Annotated in this window: 16 protein-coding genes; 8 read left to right on the top strand and 8 right to left on the bottom strand. The window is 65.7% G+C overall.

Annotation, left to right across the window (positions count from 1 at the left end):
* The first annotated feature begins 102 nt into the window (after window positions 1-102).
* Genes tsaB through ACEN42_RS09235 form a run of 4 tightly spaced genes read left to right on the top strand, consistent with a single transcriptional unit; the run spans window position 103 to window position 3,245 of the window.
* Window positions 103-882, top strand: coding sequence for a tRNA (adenosine(37)-N6)-threonylcarbamoyltransferase complex dimerization subunit type 1 TsaB (gene tsaB / locus ACEN42_RS09250; RefSeq protein WP_371879767.1), 780 nt, complete (start codon window positions 103-105; stop codon window positions 880-882).
* A complete protein-coding gene (rimI, locus tag ACEN42_RS09245) occupies window positions 879-1,373 on the top strand; it encodes a ribosomal protein S18-alanine N-acetyltransferase (RefSeq protein ID WP_187604934.1) in 495 nt (164 codons plus the stop codon). Before tsaB ends, rimI begins: the two co-directional genes overlap by 4 nt.
* A complete protein-coding gene (locus ACEN42_RS09240; RefSeq protein ID WP_371879766.1) occupies window positions 1,360-2,268 on the top strand; it encodes a uracil-DNA glycosylase family protein in 909 nt (302 codons plus the stop codon). The genes rimI and ACEN42_RS09240 overlap by 14 nt, the downstream gene beginning before the upstream one ends.
* On the top strand, window positions 2,268-3,245 hold the full coding sequence (locus ACEN42_RS09235) for a DUF1853 family protein (protein ID WP_371879765.1): 978 nt from the start codon (window positions 2,268-2,270) through the stop codon (window positions 3,243-3,245). The genes ACEN42_RS09240 and ACEN42_RS09235 overlap by 1 nt, the downstream gene beginning before the upstream one ends.
* A 12-nt stretch (window positions 3,246-3,257) precedes the next feature.
* On the opposite strand, the gene thiD is transcribed toward ACEN42_RS09235, so the two are convergent.
* The 4 genes from thiD to lplT are packed head-to-tail and all read right to left on the bottom strand — an operon-like array spanning window position 3,258 to window position 6,885.
* Entirely contained in the window at window positions 3,258-4,070 is an 813-nt protein-coding gene (thiD, locus tag ACEN42_RS09230; RefSeq protein ID WP_371879764.1) for a bifunctional hydroxymethylpyrimidine kinase/phosphomethylpyrimidine kinase, read from the bottom strand.
* A gap of 7 nt (window positions 4,071-4,077) precedes the next feature.
* Window positions 4,078-4,725, bottom strand: a complete 648-nt coding sequence (gene thiE, locus ACEN42_RS09225) for a thiamine phosphate synthase (protein ID WP_371879763.1) — start codon at window positions 4,723-4,725, stop codon at window positions 4,078-4,080.
* Window positions 4,726-4,727: 2 nt separating this feature from the next.
* On the bottom strand, window positions 4,728-5,543 hold the full coding sequence (gene thiM, locus ACEN42_RS09220) for a hydroxyethylthiazole kinase (protein ID WP_187604929.1): 816 nt from the start codon (window positions 5,541-5,543) through the stop codon (window positions 4,728-4,730).
* Between the two features lie 34 nt (window positions 5,544-5,577).
* Complete coding sequence (gene lplT / locus ACEN42_RS09215; protein WP_035503501.1) at window positions 5,578-6,885, bottom strand: lysophospholipid transporter LplT; 1,308 nt, start codon at window positions 6,883-6,885, stop codon at window positions 5,578-5,580.
* A gap of 281 nt (window positions 6,886-7,166) precedes the next feature.
* Between lplT and alr the strand changes: the two genes are divergently transcribed.
* The 3 genes from alr (at window position 7,167) to ACEN42_RS09200 (ending at window position 10,090) form a co-directional block, all read left to right on the top strand.
* The gene (gene alr, locus ACEN42_RS09210) at window positions 7,167-8,237 is read left to right on the top strand and encodes an alanine racemase (protein ID WP_371879762.1); all 1,071 of its coding nucleotides are present in this window, start codon (window positions 7,167-7,169) and stop codon (window positions 8,235-8,237) included.
* Between the two features lie 41 nt (window positions 8,238-8,278).
* Window positions 8,279-9,664 (top strand): DNA repair protein RadA, encoded by a 1,386-nt coding sequence (gene radA, locus ACEN42_RS09205; RefSeq protein ID WP_035503504.1) that lies wholly within the window; start codon window positions 8,279-8,281, stop codon window positions 9,662-9,664.
* A gap of 162 nt (window positions 9,665-9,826) precedes the next feature.
* Window positions 9,827-10,090: a DUF2866 domain-containing protein gene (locus ACEN42_RS09200; protein WP_035503507.1), complete on the top strand. Its 264-nt coding sequence runs from the start codon at window positions 9,827-9,829 to the stop codon at window positions 10,088-10,090.
* On the opposite strand, the gene ACEN42_RS09195 is transcribed toward ACEN42_RS09200, so the two are convergent.
* Together ACEN42_RS09195 and ACEN42_RS09190 are read right to left on the bottom strand one after the other, a co-directional pair.
* Window positions 10,087-11,106, bottom strand: a complete 1,020-nt coding sequence (locus ACEN42_RS09195; RefSeq protein WP_371879761.1) for a CaiB/BaiF CoA transferase family protein — start codon at window positions 11,104-11,106, stop codon at window positions 10,087-10,089. The genes ACEN42_RS09200 and ACEN42_RS09195 overlap by 4 nt on opposite strands.
* Before the next feature lie 15 nt (window positions 11,107-11,121).
* On the bottom strand, window positions 11,122-13,062 hold the full coding sequence (locus ACEN42_RS09190; protein ID WP_371879760.1) for an ATP-binding cassette domain-containing protein: 1,941 nt from the start codon (window positions 13,060-13,062) through the stop codon (window positions 11,122-11,124).
* A gap of 158 nt (window positions 13,063-13,220) precedes the next feature.
* Here ACEN42_RS09190 and ACEN42_RS09185 point away from each other — a divergent pair, with 158 nt between their 5' ends.
* The gene (locus ACEN42_RS09185; protein ID WP_371879759.1) at window positions 13,221-13,712 is read left to right on the top strand and encodes a glutathione peroxidase; all 492 of its coding nucleotides are present in this window, start codon (window positions 13,221-13,223) and stop codon (window positions 13,710-13,712) included.
* Between the two features lie 13 nt (window positions 13,713-13,725).
* Here ACEN42_RS09185 and cls read toward each other — a convergent pair whose 3' ends face one another.
* Window positions 13,726-15,216: a cardiolipin synthase gene (gene cls, locus ACEN42_RS09180; protein ID WP_371879758.1), complete on the bottom strand. Its 1,491-nt coding sequence runs from the start codon at window positions 15,214-15,216 to the stop codon at window positions 13,726-13,728.
* A gap of 122 nt (window positions 15,217-15,338) precedes the next feature.
* Window positions 15,339-16,223: a 50S ribosomal protein L3 N(5)-glutamine methyltransferase gene (gene prmB / locus ACEN42_RS09175; protein WP_187604921.1), complete on the bottom strand. Its 885-nt coding sequence runs from the start codon at window positions 16,221-16,223 to the stop codon at window positions 15,339-15,341.
* Window positions 16,224-16,246: the final 23 nt, after the last annotated feature.

The following is a 16,246-nucleotide window of genomic DNA, read 5'->3' as shown; positions in this document are numbered from 1 at the left end:
AGGCTTTCCTCCAACCGAGGATGCCTACCAGACGCGATCCGGATCGCGACGCCTGTGCGGATGGCGCGAATGCGGCGCATGTCCCGCATTACAATACCGGCTATGACACGCACCGTTTTGCTCGCCCTCGATACGTCGACAGAGTTTTGCTCCGTCGCGCTCCTGCTCGCCGACACCGCATCCGCCGCCATTCAACCTGCCGTCGCAGCGCAGTATTCAAACGGCGACACGCGCGTCTGGTTTCGCCACGAGGCGACCGGCGCCGTTTCGAGCACACGCCTTTTGCCCGCCGTGCGCGAGCTATTCGATGACGCCGGTCTCGCGCTCGCCGATTGCGCCGCGATCGCATTCGGTGCGGGCCCCGGCTCGTTTACTGGCCTGCGCACCGCGACGGGCGTCGCGCAAGGGCTGGCGTTTGGCCTGAGCGTGCCGGTCGTGCCGGTGAGCACGCTGCTCGCCTGCGCGGAAGGCGCGCGGCTGAACGATCCGTCGGTCCCGCCGCGCGTACTCGCGGCGCTCGATGCCCGCATGGACGAGGTGTACTGGGCCGACTTCGAATTCGATGCCGTCGCAGGCGATTGGCGCACGCTGCACGGCGCCGCACTCGATGCACCCGGCGCGCTGCCGCTGCCGGACGTGCCGTTCACGCTCGCCGGCAATGCAGCGGCGGCGTTTGGCGATCGCCTGCCGGCAGTGCCCGCCGCCGCGCGTGTCGATCGTGAGGCGTTGCCGCATGCTTTGCCGCTCGCGCTCATCGGCTTGCGTGCGTTGCGGGCGGGTCGCACGGTCGCGCCCGAGCACGCCGCGCCGGAATACGTGCGCGACAAGGTCGCCCAGACGACGGCGGAGCGCATGCGGGCTCGCGAGGAGGCGATTCGGTGAGCGGGGTGCTGCTGGCCGATCGGTATCTCACGCCGATGACCGAAGCCGACCTCGACGAAGTCGCCGCGGTCGAAAAACTCGCCTACGAGTTTCCCTGGAGCCGCGGCAATTTCCAGGATTCGCTGCGTAACGGCTATTACGGCGTGTGCCTGCGCCATGTGACCGGCACGCTCATCGGTTATTGCGTGCTGATGCCTGTCGTCGACGAGATGCATCTGCTCAACCTGTGCGTCGCGCCGGCGGCGCAGCGCGCGGGCGCGGGACTCACGCTGCTGCGCGAAGCGGTGCGCATCACGCGCACGGAGAAGCTCGAAGGCGTGTTGCTCGAAGTGCGGCCGTCCAATCCGCGCGCGATCCAGCTATACGAGCGCTTCGGCTTCACGGCCATCGGACGCCGCAAGAACTATTACCCCGCGCGGCATCGCTCGCGCGAGGACGCAATCGTCATGCGTCTGTCGTTTTCGAAGGAGAGTGCGCATGGCGCTCGATGAATCGTTGATTGAGGAACTGGGATTCGGGCCTGTGTGGGTGCGACGGGGTGTCGTGTCCGTGGCGCCTGTCGAGTCGGTTGAATCCGTTGAATCCGCCGCGCCGGAGCCGGAAGCGCCCGCGCCCGTCGAAATGCGGCAAGCGCCGAAGCCCGCCGAGCCGCCGTCGCCGGTCGTGCAGCCGGAATCCGACGTACCGCCGCTGGACGCCTACGACGATCTTCCCTGGACCGACGACGCGCCCGCGCACGCCGAAGCCGCCGCCGTCGAAGCACCGAGCGACGTCCACACGCTCGACTGGGATGCGCTCGCCGAACGCGTCGCGAACTGCGAGCGCTGCCGGCTGTGCGAGCGCCGCACGAACACGGTCTTCGGCGTCGGCGATCGCGAAGCGGACTGGATGCTGATCGGCGAAGCGCCGGGCGAGAACGAGGACAAGCAGGGCGAACCGTTCGTCGGCCAGGCCGGCAAGCTGCTCGACAACATGCTGCGCGCGCTCACGCTGTCGCGTCAGTCGAACGTCTATATCGCGAACGTGATCAAGTGCCGCCCGCCCGGCAACCGCAATCCCGAACTCGATGAAGTCGCGCGCTGCGAGCCGTATCTGCAACGACAGGTCGAGCTCGTGAAGCCGAAGGTCATCGTCGCGATGGGGCGCTTCGCCGCGCAAAGTCTCCTTAAGAACGAGGCCAGCATCGCGTCGATGCGCGGACGCGTGCACGAGTATCGCGGCGTGCCGGTCATCGTCACGTATCACCCGGCCTATCTGTTGCGCAGCCTTCAGGACAAGTCGAAGGCGTGGGCCGATCTCTGCCTCGCGCGCAACACGTATCGCGAGGCGCTCGCCGCGCTCGCCGCGCTCGGCGTCGAGCAAGGAGCGCAGAAGGGCGGCATCTGATGGTTACGCAGACGAGCGAGCTTACGCGACTCGTCGATCGTTTCGACGACGTCACGGTCCGCGATCTCGCCTGGCTGCTTTTTGCGCCCGATCTATTGCGCGAGGGCGACGTGCCTCTCGCGCATCCGCTCGCCTCGACACAAGAGCGCGACGCGACGCTCGACTGGCTCGCGACGCTCGATGCCGCGCCGCAGCCGCTCCACGATCACGCGCGCGATCCCAAGCTCACGCGCCTCGGCATCTACGCCGAGAGCCTCATCCGATTCTTCCTCTCGCACGGACCGGCGGCGCGCCTCGTCGCGGCGAACGTGCCGTTGCGACGCCAGCGGCGCACCATCGGCGAATGCGATTTTCTGCTCGAATCGGCGAACGGCGTCCGGCTGCACTGGGAACTGGCGGTGAAGTTCTACCTGCATATCGGCGATGCCGATGCCGCGAGTGCCGTGCGTCTGTCCGACTATGTCGGACCGAATCTCCAGGACCGCTTCGATCTGAAGCACGCGCGGCTCGTCACGCATCAGCTCGCCATGACCTCGCGCGCGGAATTCGCCGCGCTCGGCTTCGAAGGGCCGTGGCGCGCGCAGTTGTTCATCAAGGGGCGGCTCTTTTATCACGGTCTCGGCGACGCGCATGTCGAGCCGGCGCCCGAGATCGGCGCGAGTCATTTGCGCGGATGGTGGCTGACGGCGTCGGAATGGCGCGAGGCGCGGGCGAACGTATCGGACGATGCGCGCGCATGGGTCGTGCAGCCGCGCATGGCATGGCTCGCGTCGCGGCGTCTCGATGCGGCCGCCGCCACGACGTTGATCGCGGAATCGGATGCGATCCGCGCGCGTCTGGAAACGACCATCGCGCCGACGATGATCGCGGCTTATGCGCGTGACGACGCGGGGAAATGGATCGAGGAATCGCGCGGTTTCATCGTGCCGGACGACTGGCCCGCGCGTGCGCGCGAGTTCGCCGCAGCGGCGCCCTGATTGCCGCGCCGCTTACCACCAGCGATAGAAGTGATGCACCGGACCGACGCCGTGACCGACGTCGAGCCGCACGCTCGCCTCGATCGCGCCGGTCAGATAGCGCTTTGCTTCGGCCGTCGCGCTCGCGAGATCATCGGTTTGCGGGATCAGCGCGGCGATCGCCGACGACAACGTGCAGCCCGTGCCGTGCGTGTTCTTGAGCGGCACGCGCGCGCCGCCGAGTCTGAGCGAACCGTTCTCCTCGATGAGCCAGTCGGGGCTGTCGGATGACGCGAGATGGCCGCCTTTCATCAGCACGGCCTGCGCGCCGAGCGCGCGCAATGCTTCGCCCTGACGGACCATCGCGTCTTCATCGACGGCGCTTTCGACGCCGAGCAGCGCCGCCGCTTCCGGCAGATTCGGCGTGACGAGCGTCGCGAGCGGCAGCAGTTCGTCGCGCAGCGCGGCGACCGCGTCCGGCGCGAGCAGCGCGTGATTGCTCTTCGAGATCATCACGGTATCGAGCACAACATGTCCGGGCCGATGACGCTTCAGCGCATCGGCGACCGCGCGCACGATGCCCGCGTTCGCCAGCATGCCGATCTTCACGGCATCGATGCGGATGTCGTCAAACACGGCGTCGAGTTGCGCGGTGATGAACGCCGGTTCCGGCGCATGGACCGCCGTGACGCCGCGCGTGTTCTGCGCGGTGAGCGCCGTGACGACGCTCGCGCCGTACGCACCGAGCGCGGAGAAGGCCTTCAGATCGGCCTGGATGCCCGCGCCGCCGCCCGAGTCGGAGCCGGCGATCGTGAGCACGTTGGGAATGGTTTTCGTGGCGGACATAGCGGAATCAGGTTCGGGCGCGCAGGACGGTGGCACGCAATGCCGCGGCGGCTTCGCGCGGATCGGCGGCCTTGCAGATGGCCGAGACCACGGCGAGACCGGCGGGCTTCGCGCGCATCACGTCGGCGGCGTTATGCGCCTGGATGCCGCCGATCGCCACGGTCGGCAAGCGCGCGGCGGCGCAGATTTCAGCGAGGCCGTCGATGCCGCAGGGTGTGGAGGCGTCGGTTTTCGTCGGTGTCGCGTACACCGGTCCCGCGCCGAGATAGTCGATGACGCCCGCGAGCTTTTGCGCGTCCGCGGTTTCATCGAGATTCGATACCGACAGCCCGATTAGTGCATCCGGCCCGAGCAACCGACGCGCGGCATCGGCGGGAAGATCGCGTTGCCCGATATGCACGCCATCGGCGCCGACGGCCAGCGCGACATCGACATGATCGTTGATGACGAACGGCACGCCGTGCGCGCGCGTGATCGGCAACACCGCGCGCGCGAGGTCGAACCACGCGCGCTTGTGCCATTCGGGCGCGCGCAGTTGCACGATGGTCGCGCCGCCTTCGAGCGCGGCGCGCGCGACGGCGATCGCGGCATCGTGCCCGCCGCACTGAACGGGATCGAGCACGAGATAGAGCGAGAGATCGAACGAAGCGCGCATGATCAGCCGGAAACGATGTCGCGCTGCACGAGCGTTTTCTCGAACGCTTCGGCATCGAGCGAGGCGAGCCGGTCCAGATACGCGACGGCGAAACTGCCGGGCAGGGCCGCGTCGCGCGCGGCGAGTTCGCCCGCGATGGTCGAATACGCGATCGCGGCGACCGTCGCGGCCCAGAACTCGTCGCGATCCGATGCCGTGCCGACGAACGCCGCGACCGTCGCGGAGAGCGCGCAGCCGACGCCCGTCACGCGCGTCATCAGCGGCGAGCCGTTCGACAGCGCGATCACGCGGCGGCCATCGGTCACGTAATCGGTCTGGCCCGTCACCGCGACCACGGCCTGCGTCTTCAGCGCGAGGACTTGCGCGGCATCGAGCGCGGCATCGGTGGCGGCGGTGCTGTCGACACCGCGCCCGCTCGCGGCGCCGCCCGACAGGCTGATGATCTCCGACGCGTTGCCGCGAATCACCGCGGGCTTCGAATCGAGCAGATCGAGCGCGAACTCCGTGCGGAACGCAAGCGGGCCGACCGCGACCGGATCGAGCACCCACGGCTTGCCCGCGCCGTTGGCGGCCTCGACAGCGGCGCGGATCGCGCGGCTCTGCGGCACGTCTAGCGTGCCGAGATTGACCGACAGCGCATTGGCGATGGGCGCGAACTCGCCGACTTCCTCGCGCGCGACGACCATCGCCGGCGCGGCGCCGATCGCGAGCAGCACGTTCGCGGTGAAGTTCGTGACGACGAGATTCGTCAGGCAGTGCACGAGCGGCGCGCGTTCGCGCACGCGATTGACGAACGAGAAGAGGTCGGCGGCGAGCATGATGGAGTCGATCGAAATGAAGGCGCGCGACGTGTCAGTGCCGCGCTTCGCCGATCAGCGCGACCGAATCGAACGCGCGCTGATTGGCCTGATGCCGCCGCATCACGAAGTACATCATCAGGCAGACGAACGAGCCGAACAGCACGATGACGAACTGGATCGGCATGTCGAGCCACACGAGCACCGCGTAGAGGCACAGCATGACGAGCACCGAGAGGTTCTCGTTGAAGTTCTGCACGGCGATGGAATGTCCGGCGGACAGCAGCACGTGTCCGCGATGCTGGAGCAGCGCGTTCATCGGCACGACGAAAAAGCCCGACAGGCCGCCGACGATCATCAGGAACAGATACGCGACGAGCAGATAGCCGGGGAAGTGCATCTTGCCGAAGTAGATGCCCCAGTGCGCTGGAAAGAGGTGGCGCGTGTAGAAGGCCATCAGCATGACGGCGAGGCCCATGATGATGCCCACAGGCAGCACGCTCAACGAACGCTTGAGCGGCACGCGCGCGGCCGCGAGCACCGCGCCCACCGCGACGCCGACCGCGATCACGGCCTGCAGGATCGCCGCCTGGGAAAGCGTCATGCCGAGCGACACTTCGGCCCATTTCAGCACGATGAACTGCAGCGTCGCGCCTGCGCCCCAGAAGAGCGTCGTGACGGCGAGCGAGATCTGGCCGAGCTTGTCGCGCCACAGCACGAGAAAACAGTCGGCGAAATCGGTGATGAGCTTGAGCGGCCGCGTTTCCTGCTTCGGATAGCGCGCGCCGGTGTCGGGAATGCGCAGGTTGAACATCGCGGCGACGATGTACATCAGCACGATCACGAGCATCGCGGCTTCGGCGGGCGTGTGGATGCGCGGAATGTTCAGCGACAACAGGTGACTCGCGATATGCGGGCTGATGAGCGCGCCGCCCATCACGGTGCCGAGAATGATCGAGCCGACGGTCGTGCCTTCGATCCAGCCGTTCGCGGCGACGAGCCGGTCGGCCGGCAGAAGTTCGGTGAGAATGCCGTACTTTGCCGGCGAATACGCGGCGGCGCCGAAGCCGACGATGCCGTACGCGAGCAGCGGATGGGCGCCGAAGAGCATCGTCAGGCAACCGACGACCTTGATCGTGTTGGTCACGAACATCACATGGCCCTTGGGCCGGGAATCCGCGAAAGCACCGACGAAAGCCGCGAGAATCACATACGACAGGACGAAGAACAGCTTGAGCAGCGGCGTCATCCAGTTCGGCGCGTGAAGGTCTTTCAGCAGTGCAATGGCAGCGATCAGTAGAGCGTTGTCGGCCAGCGAAGAGAAAAACTGCGCGGCCATGATGGTGTAAAAACCTTTTTTCATCTGATCCGAAGCTTTCCTCACTGCGGGTGATCCGCCCCGGGCGCCTGTCATGCGCTCGGGCTTATGCCTTTCGAAATGGGTTGTGCGCACGGCTTTATAACACGAAAATAGGCGCATTCTGACTAGCAGTAATCTCGATCGCGCGAGAAATGACACGTTCGTGCCTGAGATTCCTCATAAGATACTGATTCGCAAGGTGTCCCGGTCGGAGCAGCGCGACGCGTCCCGCTGTCGTATGCTCACCTTTTGGACCGCACTCACTGCAATTCCACCAAACGCTCATGCCTCGCCCCCTTTCTGCAACGATCCACACCGCCGCACTCGCCAACAACCTCGCCATTGCACGCAAGTACGCGCCGAAATCCAAGATCTGGGCCGTCGTCAAGGCCAATGCGTATGGCCACGGACTCGCGCGAGCGTTCCCCGGCTTGCGCGCAACAGACGGCTTTGGCCTTCTCGACCTCGAAGAAGCCGCGAAGTTGCGTGAATTGGGCTGGGCGGGGCCGATTCTTTTGCTGGAAGGCTTTTTCCGGCCGACCGACATCGACGTGATCGACCGCTACAGCCTGACTACGGCCGTGCACTGCGACGAGCAGTTGCGCATGCTGGAAATGGCGCGCCTCTCGAAGCCCGTCAACATCCAGCTGAAGATGAACAGCGGCATGAACCGCCTCGGCTACACGCCGGAAAAGTTCCGTACCGCGTGGGAGCGGGCGCGCGCCGTGCAGGGCATCGGTCAGATCACGCTCATGACCCATTTTTCCGATGCCGACGCCCCGCGCGGCATTGCGCATCAACTGGAGGCGTTCGAGCGCGGCGCGGAAGGCATTTCGGGCGCGCGCAGCCTCGCCAATTCGGCGGCGGTGCTGTGGCACCCGGACGCGCATGTCGACTGGGTGCGGCCGGGCATCATGCTGTACGGCGCGTCGCCGTCGGGCGTGACCGCCGATATCGCCGGCACGGGTCTCAAGCCCGCGATGACCTTCCAGTCCGAGCTGATCGCCGTGCAGACGGTGGACGCGGGAAGCAGCATCGGCTATGGCTCGACGTATACGGCGGGCACATCGATGCGCGTCGGCGTGGTCGCGTGCGGCTACGCGGACGGCTATCCGCGCGTGGCGCCGGAAGGCACGCCGGTGATCGTCGATGGCGTGAGGACGAAGCTCGTCGGCCGCGTATCGATGGACATGCTGACCGTCGATCTCACGCCGTGCCCGGGCGCGGGCATCGGCTCGCGCGTCGAACTGTGGGGCGCGAATCTGCCGATCGACGACGTCGCAAGCGCGGCGGGCACCATCGGCTATGAACTCATGTGCGCGATCGCGCAGCGCGTGCCGGTGCGCGCGGAATAACTCTTTCAGCGTCAACGACGCAATTCGAAGCAAGGCTCTGTGTGGCGAAAGCAGCAAAAGCAAAAACGCTCTATACGTGTAGCGAATGCGGCGGACAGTCGCCGAAATGGACGGGCCAGTGCGCCGCGTGCGGGGCGTGGAACACGCTGGTGGAATCGGTGGAGCAGGCGGCGTCGGCGCATCGCTTTCAGGCGCTCGCGAAGAGTTCGCCGGTGCGCAAGCTCGCTGAAATCGAGGCGTCGGACGTGCCCCGCTTCACGACCGGCGTCGGCGAGTTCGACCGCGTTCTGGGCGGCGGTCTGGTGCCGGGCGGCGTGGTGCTGATCGGCGGCGATCCGGGCATCGGCAAATCGACGCTGCTGTTGCAATCGCTCGCGGAAATTGCCCGCGAGCGGCCCGCGCTCTACGTGAGCGGCGAGGAATCCGGCGCGCAGATCGCGTTGCGCGCGCAGCGGCTCGGGTTGATCGGCGAAGCGAGCGCGGTTGGCGATCTCGGACTGCTGGCGGAAATCCAGCTCGAAAAAATCCAGGCGACCATCGACGAGCAACGGCCCGAAGTCGCCGTGATCGACTCCATTCAGACCATCTACTCGGAAGCGCTGACGTCCGCGCCCGGCTCGGTCGCACAGGTGCGCGAGTGCGCGGCGCAACTGACGCGCATCGCCAAGCAGACCGGCACGTCGATCATCATGGTCGGGCACGTGACGAAGGAGGGCAGTCTCGCGGGGCCGCGCGTGCTCGAACATATCGTCGATACCGTGCTGTATTTCGAGGGCGACACGCATTCGTCGTTCAGGCTCGTGCGCGCGTTCAAGAATCGCTTCGGCGCGGTCAACGAACTCGGCGTCTTCGCGATGACCGAAAAGGGGTTGCGCGGCGTCGCGAATCCGTCGGCGCTGTTCCTGTCGCAACACGAGCAGAGCGTGCCGGGTTCGTGCGTGCTCGTGACGCAGGAAGGTTCGCGGCCGCTTCTGGTCGAGGTGCAGGCGCTCGTCGATACGGCGCACGTGCCCAATCCGCGCCGGCTCGCCGTCGGTCTGGAGCAGAACCGGCTCGCGCTGTTGCTGGCCGTGTTGCACAGGCACGCGGGCATCGCGTGTTTCGATCAGGACGTGTTCCTGAACGCGGTCGGCGGCGTGAAGATCACCGAGCCCGCCGCCGATCTGGCCGTGCTGCTCGCCATTCACTCGTCGATGCGCAACAAGCCGCTGCCCAAGGGCCTCATCACGTTCGGGGAAGTGGGGCTGGCCGGCGAAATCCGGCCCTCGCCGCGCGGTCAGGATCGTCTGAAGGAAGCCGCCAAACTCGGCTTCTCGATGGCGCTGATTCCGAAGGCGAACGCGCCGAAACAGGCGATCGACGGCCTGAAGGTGATCGCGGTGGACCGCATCGAGGAAGCAATCGACCGGGTCCGCGATCTCGAATGACGAAGTGATCGGGCCCTTCGTAACGGGGCGTAAGAATCCGGTTGCTCTATGTAACCCAAGCGAGGCGCGGTTTTTCTATCCTTACGGGGCTACGGACCTGGCCAACTTTGCTCGAGGCAGTTCAAAAGGCGAAGTGGCTGGAAGGATCGAGAGGACCACGCATTGAAACACTCAAAATCAACCCGGCCGAAGCCCGCGTTCCATCTGCGCGGATGCCGCGTCTCGGCGCCGCTTCAGCAGCCTTGGGGCAGCGGTTGCCGGATCGTCGAATGGATCGACGAGCAAGGGCAGATCTCGCGCCGCGTCGTCGCGGCCGATATCACCGAGGATCAGGTCGTCGCGACCATTCGCCAGCATGTGACGGGCCGCAAGCACGTGCTCGTCGACGACGAACATCAGCCGCGCCAGGTTCTGCCCCGGCGTTAGGCTTCCCGAAAGAGCGGATGCGCCGCCGCTTCGGCGGGCGTGAGCACGGGCGCAACGCAGCAATCGAGCGGCTCGAGCAGCGTCATCCATTCGTCGCGTGTGCGTTCACGAAAGCGCGCGGCAAGCTGCGCCGACAATTCCGCCGCATCTGTTCCGCCGATCGCCTGCCCGAGACTCCAGTGCCGCGTCGCCCAGTCGGGACGGCCGAGCGCCTCGCACAAGGTCTGCCAGAACTTCAGTTCCAGCGCGCCGACCGCGACGAAGCGGTCGTCGCGCGTGCGATACACGTCGTAGCAGGGCACGCCGCCGTTCAGGAGGCCCGCTCCGGCCCGCGTCCCCGCTTCGTTGGCATTGGCGAGCGCGATATGCGCCATCACGTTGTGCGCGTGCGTCGCGTGCGTCATCGAGACATTCAGGCAGCGCCCTTCGCCGCCGCGTGCGACATGCCACGCCGCCGCGAGTATTTCCATGACGGCCGAAAGCGCGCCGCCGAGCAGATCCGCCAACTGAAAATTCGGCGCGACAGGCGTGCCGTCACGCGTCGCGAGCTGATCGAGCACGCCCGCGTACGCGATGTAGTTCAGATCGTGACCGGCCTTGTGCGCAAACGGGCCGTCGCTGCCGAAGCCCGTGATCGCGCAATAGACGATCTTCGGATTCGCGTCGCGCAACACGTCATAGCCGACGCCCAGCCGCGCCATCACCGAAGGGCGGAAGCTTTCGACCAGAACATCCGCGTCGCGCGGGAGCTCGATCAGCTTCGCGCGGCCTTCGTCCGTTTTGAGATCGAGCGTGAGTTGCCGCTTGCCGCGATTCACGATGCGATAGAACGCGCTCGGCGTGTCGTTTTGCCGGTCGGCTTCGGTTTGCAGCGTCGTGCGCGCGTAGTCGCCTTCGCCGGGCGGCTCGATCTTGAGCACGTCGGCGCCGAGCTCGGCGAGCCGCAACGTGGCGACGGGACCCGGAAGAAGCCGCGTCAGATCGAGCACGCGCAGGCCGGTAAGAGAAGGCGTCAAGTCGTCGATCTCCGGTTATGAGCCGATCTGCTCCAGTTCCTCGTGCGTTTCGAGCCACTCCATTTCGAGCGTTTCGAGGCGGGCATTGACTTCGCCCTGACGGCGGATCGTCTCGGTGAGTTTCGTCTTCATCGCGGCTTCGTAACTCGCGGGCTCGGCGACGAACGCATCGAGCTGCGTCTTCTCCGCGTTGAGCTTCTCCATCTCCTTCTCGATCTTCGCGATGCGCGATTGCAGCGGCTTCCTCAGATGCGCAAACTTTTGCCGCTCCTGAGCTTCCTGCCGGCGCTGCTCCTTGCGATTGAGCCCGCTGTCCTGCGCGTCGCCCGATGCCGCGCCGCCCGCTTCCTTCGCCGCCGCACGCGTCTCGGCGGCGTGTTGCAGGAGCCAGTCGCGGTAATCGTCGAGATCGCCGTCGAAAGGATTCAGACGATGCTTCGCGACGAGCATGAAGGTATCGGTGGTCGCGCGCAGCAGATGCCGGTCGTGCGACACGAGAATCAGCGTGCCCTCGAACTGCGCGAGCGCCATGGTCAGCGCGTGACGCGTTTCGAGGTCGAGGTGGTTGGTCGGCTCGTCGAGCAGCAGCAGATTCGGCTTCTGCCAGATGATGAGCGCCAGCGCGAGCCGCGCCTTCTCGCCGCCCGAGAAGGGCGCGATTTTCGCCGTCGCCATCTCGCCGGAAAAGTTGAAGCTGCCGAGGAAATCGCGCAGTTCCTGCTCGCGCGTGTCGGGCGCGAGGCGCGCGAGATGCTGAATCGCGGAATCGTCGGGGCGCAGGGTTTCGAGCTGATGCTGCGCGAAATAGCCGATTTGCAGGCCTTTGCCCTGTCGCACGTCGCCGGAAAGCGGTTCGAGCGTCTGCGCGAGCGTCTTGATGAGCGTCGACTTGCCCTGGCCGTTCGCGCCGAGCAAACCGATGCGCTGGCCGTTCTGAATCGACAGCGTCACGCCCTCGACGATCGGAATCTCGCCGCCCGCGTCGTTGTGATAGCCGCAGCGCACGCTCTCCATGACCATCATCGGATTCGGAGCGGCATCGGGCTCGCGGAATTCGAATGTGAAGGGCGAACTCGCATGCGCGGGCGCGATGAGCTCCATCTTCTCCAGCGCCTTCACGCGGCTTTGCGCCTGCTTCGCCTTGGTTGCCTTGGCCTTGAAACGGTTGATGAAGCTCTGCAGATGCTCGACGGTCTTCTGCTGCTTTTCATACGCGCTTTGCTGCAGCGCGATCTGCTGCGCGCGCAGCACTTCGAACTGGCTGTAGTTGCCGCCGTAACGCTTCACCTGACGATTTTCCAGATGCAGCGTGACATTGCAGACCGAATCGAGAAACTCGCGATCGTGCGAAATGACGACGAGCGTGCCCGGATAGCGCCCGAGCCAGTCTTCCAGCCAGACGATGGCGTCCAGGTCGAGGTGGTTGGTCGGTTCGTCGAGAAGCAGCAGATCGGATGGGCACATCAGCGCCTGCGCGAGGTTCAGCCGCATGCGCCAGCCGCCCGAAAAGCTCGTTACCGGCTCGCGCGTCTGCTCGAGCGTGAAGCCGAGGCCGAGCAGAAGCGTTTCGGCGCGCGCGGGCGCGGTGTAGCCGTCGGCGTCGGCGAAGGCTGCGTGGGCTTCGGCTTCGGCGGCGCCTTCGTGCGCGGCTGAGGCCGCCGCGATACGCGCTTCGATGTCGCGCAGATGCGTGTCGCCGTCGAGCGTGTAATCGAGCGCGCTGCGGTCCACGGCGGGCGTTTCCTGCGCGACATGCGCAATGCGCCACGACGGCGGCATCGAAAAGTCGCCGCCGTCCGCGTGCAGCTCGCCGCGCAGCACGGAAAAGAGCGTGGACTTGCCCGCGCCGTTCGCGCCGACGAGACCGGCCTTCTCGCCCGGGTTGAGCGTGAAGCTCGTGTCTTCGAAGAGCGGCTTGGTGCCGCGGGACAAGCTGAACTGATTGAAACGGATCACGTCGGAGGGGCGGCGAAGGGGCGCGGCTTTTGATGGAAAGCGCTATTTTAGACCGGACCGCCTGCGAGGCAGGGGTCGGCTGTTCGGCCAATGGCAGACGAACGCGCGCCGGGTTAGCATCGCCTATCTTTCATCGACTTCATTTCGCGGAGCACGCCATGAGCGCAGCCAACGAAGGCATCTACGGCTTCTCGGCCGAAACACTCGACGGCGCGACCGTCGGTCTCGACACCTACCGCGACAAGGTGCTGCTCATCGTGAATACGGCGAGCGAATGCGGTTTCACGCCGCAGTACAAGGGTTTGCAGGAGATCTACCAGCAATTCTCGGCGCGCGGTTTCGAGGTGCTCGGTTTCCCGTGCAACCAGTTCGGCAAGCAGGAGCCGGGCGACGCCGGGCAGATCGGCGCCTTCTGCGAGAAGAACTACGGCGTCACGTTTCCGATGTTCGCCAAGATCGAGGTGAACGGCGCGAACGCGCATCCGCTCTACAAATATCTGAAGGACAAGGAGCCGGGCCTGCTCGGCATCGAAGCGATCAAATGGAACTTCACGAAGTTTCTCGTCGATCGCAAGGGAAGCGTCATCAAGCGTTATGCACCGCAGACGAAACCGGAGTCGATCACCGAGGACATCGAGAAGCTGCTCTGAGCGTCGGGCGCGCTCACAGGATCGGCGAGAAAAGGCGCGCGACGTGCATCGCCATGCGCCGCCAGAACGCCTTGCCGCGATAGTCGTCGCTGTCGATCTCGAAGGATTCCGCGAAGTCCGCGAGCAGCATCGATTCGACCTGGCTCGCGAACGCGCGATCGACCGTCAGCACCGTGATCTCGAAGTTCAGGCGAAATGACCGATTGTCGAGATTCGCGCTGCCGATCGACGCGGCGATGTCGTCGACGAGCACGACCTTCTGATGCAGAAATCCCGGCTGGTAGCGGAAGATGCGCACGCCCGCCTGGACGAGATCGTACGCATAGAGCCGTGACGCCGCGAACACCACGCGATGATCGCGCCGGCTCGGAATCAGGATGCGCACGTCCACGCCGCGCATCACCGCGAGCCTCAACGCCGAGAACACGGCTTCGTCGGGAATCAGATAAGGCGACGTGATCCAGATACGTTCGCGCGCCGCGTTGATCGCCTCGACGAAAAAGAGCGAGCAGGTTTCCTGTTTGTCGGCGGGGCCGCTCGACAGCACCATGCAGTGCATGTTTCCGTCCGAATGCGGCGCGGGGCCGAGTTCGGGCAGACGCTGCGTCGCCCAGTACCAGTCTTCGGTGAACACGAACTGGATGCTCGCGACTGCCGGACCGCGCACTTCCACGTGCGTGTCCCGCCACGGCGAAAGCCGCGGATTGCCGCCGAGATATTCGACGCCCACGTTATGCCCGCCGACGAACGCGCACTTGCCGTCCACCACGACGATCTTCCGATGATTGCGGAAGTTGATCTGGAAGCGGTGCACGAACTTGCGCGTGGCCGCGAACGGATGCGCCTCGACGCCGCCCGCGCGCAACGCGTTCACGTAGCGATGCGGTAGGTCGAAGCTGCCGATGCTGTCGTAAAGGAAGTACACGCGCACGCCCGCCTGGGCCTTTTGGATGAGCGCGTCCTTGAGTTTGTCGCCGAGTTCGTCGGCGCGCACGATGAAGAACTGCACGACGATATAGCGTTCGGCCGCGGCGATCGCTTCGAGGATCGCGTTGAAGGTGGCATCGCCATTGATGAGCACGCGCGCCGAGTTGCCGCGCAGGAACGGCATGCCGGAGAGACGCTGCAACGTGCGGATGGTCGGATTGCCGAGATAGGCCGCCGGTCCCGGCGCGATCTCGCCGCGCGCGCCGCTGGCATCGACGAGCGCTGCCGTTTCGGGCGCATCGCTGCGTGCGCCCGAGTCCCATTCGGCGGGTTTCGAGCGGCTGCGCAGTATTTCGATTTCCAGCCGCCGCTCGTCGATATAGCCCGCGAACTTGCTGCGGCCGAGAAAGAGATAGGGAATCAGCGTGAAGTAAGGCATCGCGACGAGCGACACCGCCCACGCCACCGCGCCTTGCGACGTGCGAGTGTTGATGACGGCATGGATCGCGGCGATCACGCCGAGGACATGCGCGGCCATCACGAGCGTGCCGAGGTGTAGCCAGTCGGATGCTTGCATAGGCGCGAGAGGGAGCGAAGTGCTTCGCTAATGGCGATTTGCCATCTTACCCAACCCTTCCGCGCGAAGTGTTGGCGAACGTTGCAGCGTGCGTCGCCGCAACGTTCTGTCAGGCAGAGGGTTTACGCCGGGAGATCGGCGGCCTGGATCAGGAACACGTTGTCGTCGCCGGCGCTGGTCGAGAGCCAGACGAGATCGAGGCCGCCGAGCGCCGCTTCCACATTCGGCCGCTCGTTGCCGATTTCGACGACGAGCACGCCGTCCTCGGTCAGCCAGTTGCGTGCGTCGCGCACGATGCGCCGCACGACGTCCATGCCGTCCGCGCCCCCCGCGAGCGCGAGTTCGGGCTCGTGGCGGTACTCTTCCGGCAGCGCCTGCATCGCCTGCGCGTTGACGTACGGCGGATTGGTGATGATCACCTCGTAGCGCGCGGACGGCAGCGGCGCGTACAGGTCGCCTTCGTAGAGACTCACGCGCTCGCCGAGTCCGTATTCGTCGACGTTGCGGCGCGCGACCGCGATCGCATCGGCGGAGATGTCGACGGCATCGACATCGGCGTTCTCGAAGGCCTGCGCCGCGAGAATCGCAAGACAGCCCGAGCCGGTGCACAGTTCGAGCACGCGCGTGACCTGATCCGGATCGGCGACATACGGCTGCAAGCCGTCCTGCAGCAGTTCGCCGATGAACGAGCGCGGCACGATCACGCGCTCGTCGACATAGAAGCGGCGGCCGTGCATCCAGGCTTCCTGCGTGATGTACGCGGCGGGAATGCGTTCCTTCGCGCGGCGCTCGATCACTTTCATGACGGCGTCGATTTCCTCGTCGAGCAGGCGCGCGTCGAGGAACGGGTCGAGCGTGTCGAGCGGCAGATGCAGCGTATGCAGGATCAGATACGCGGCTTCGTCGTAGGCATTGGCCGAGCCGTGGCCGAACGACAGGCCTGCTTCGGTGAAGCGCGAGACGCCGAAGCGCAGCAGGTCGCGCACGGTGGTGAAGGGCAGCGCCATCGAAGGCTCCTTTTTATTGTGTG

The organism is Caballeronia sp. S22, assembly GCF_964261745.1.
In the GTDB taxonomy this organism is placed as follows: Bacteria; Pseudomonadota; Gammaproteobacteria; order Burkholderiales; family Burkholderiaceae; genus Caballeronia; species Caballeronia jiangsuensis.
This window is presented reverse-complemented; position numbering and strand designations above follow the sequence as displayed.